This window comes from Salinicola sp. (genome assembly GCF_982684285.1).
The window spans coordinates 1-1,911 of sequence record NZ_CEXLVS010000412.1; the positions used below are offsets into that span (position 1 = coordinate 1).

Annotated in this window: 4 protein-coding genes; all 4 read right to left on the bottom strand. The window is 40.6% G+C overall.

Features of this window, described 5'->3' with window-relative positions:
• Window positions 1-317, bottom strand: a 317-nt coding sequence (locus AC3AYF_RS20535) for an SET domain-containing protein (RefSeq protein ID WP_487780325.1), incomplete at its 3' end; no start/stop codon positions are given.
• A gap of 114 nt (window positions 318-431) precedes the next feature.
• Entirely contained in the window at window positions 432-755 is a 324-nt protein-coding gene (locus AC3AYF_RS20540; RefSeq protein ID WP_487780326.1) for a YciI family protein, read from the bottom strand.
• Window positions 756-1,110: 355 nt separating this feature from the next.
• Window positions 1,111-1,584, bottom strand: a complete 474-nt coding sequence (locus AC3AYF_RS20545; RefSeq protein ID WP_487780327.1) for an FAD synthase family protein — start codon at window positions 1,582-1,584, stop codon at window positions 1,111-1,113.
• Window positions 1,585-1,635: 51 nt separating this feature from the next.
• On the bottom strand, window positions 1,636-1,911 hold a 276-nt coding region (locus AC3AYF_RS20550), incomplete at its 5' end, for a hypothetical protein (RefSeq protein WP_487780328.1).

Consider the following 1,911-nt stretch of genomic DNA (forward strand, 5'->3'; position numbering starts at 1 on the left):
GCGATAAAGATAAGTGTCATTGACGTTGTATCTGCTTGGTAGCTGAGGTTGGGTGTATCGCTATGGTTATAGTGACTACCATAACCTAGCGCAAGCGCTAAAGCAGTGTCTGGCTTTGTGCGAGATAGTCTTCCCCAATTATAGACCCGATGTTTTATCTCTTTTGGAAGGTTTTCATACTTTTCTGTAAGCACAATTACGGGCGATGCTTCTACAGTTTCACCTTCTGCAAAAGCGCTAGTCGAAAATGAACCCAGCCCTAATTCTTCCGTAACCTGTGCTAGATATATATGTGGAGGCGTAATTTTATCTGTCATGGATGAAATATTTTATATTTATTAATAAGCAGCAATATCAGAGCGAGCATGGAACATTTTAATGCCTCCGTCACTTTTTTCTATGGGCTGTCCGAGTGAAGGCGAAGGTGAGGTTTATTTTGGCATTGGCATTTCTACTAACTCTGACACCTCAAGTGAACCGCCAATATCAAGAAAAGGGCAGGTCTTTGCAACTGACAGTGCCGCTTCCATCGACTCTTCTTCAATTATAGTGAAACCTGACATGGAGGTTGCGCCACCACTGGTCACCCAGCCATCAGAATCTATGGTGCTAGTATTCTTAAGCGGGTTAGCAGGACTAACAGCTGCGTCGCCCAATGACGATAACCAACCCATATATTTCGACATATGTTGCTTACCTTCCTCTGGGCTAGATGGCTGCTCGCCACCTAGATAAACAATAACGTATTGAGGCATATCCTTCTCCTTACTTTCAGTCGTTTGTCTAGCACTTAACATAATGCCATTAGTTACAGGCAATTTGTAGTGCTGAATGAACGGGTATCTTTTCCGTCAACCGTTTTTAGGTACCCGCTGCATACTCTGAATACCAATAATGAGGATCGTTTATTTTACGGTACTCTATAGATGACGTTTCATAAGGCGTGTGGAAGGACGTTTAAGAATGACTACATTCTTGCACTTGGGAGGTCATGCTGATTGCTCTGAGACTGCATTTCCACGCTGCAGCTACTGGTTAGAGAGCAAGTAGGTTATTAAATTACGATTGCCTTGCCAAGTTGCACAAAAAAGTGTGTTTACATCGTTATGTTTATCGTTGACCAGAATAAAGCTGTCTATTTTGCTCAGTTTCTTGTGTTATGTCGTTGTTTCTTTGAAATTGAGCGATGATATTTTGTTTTATTTTAGTGGACGAAGTGCGTGGATGATATTGAACTTGAACCACCTTTTTTCCTTGAGCATCAAAATACTTTTCTACATCGTGATTATGAGGTTTTCTACCCCAGTCTTCACCAATAACAAAAATATCCGCTTTAACTTCCTTACAAACAGAAAGATAATCCAGTTCATGGTAAGGCAGTACAATATCCACACAGCGAAGCGCTTTAAGCATTTCAATACGTTGTTCAAGCGGGACGGCAGGAATATTAGGTTTGTACAGTTTAACAACTTCATCAGATGCAACGCCAACAGCAACCGTGTCACCCAAGCTGGCGCAATATTCTAACAATGCTAGATGACCAACATGTAATAAATCAAAAGTGCCTACTGTATATACTACCATTATGTTATTTAACTCCTAGGTTAAAGTGTTTTCGAACCGTTTTGTTATCTACTATAGAAGCTTCCAGCCATAGACTCCTGTGATGCCAAGTGTATAAATAGCAAGAATATATACATTGACCGGGTTACCAGAAAGTTTGGGCGTTTTGAGCTGCGATACATTCAAAGCGGCAAGCCCTAAACTACTAATGTAGAGAATGACTGTAAAGACACCCGTACTAAAAATACTTTCAAATAAAAATATGAAAACAATTATTATATTGTTGTTATCAAGAGCCAGCCCGGTGTATTTAGACCCACCAGCAAGCCCGAATACACTAAAGTAACT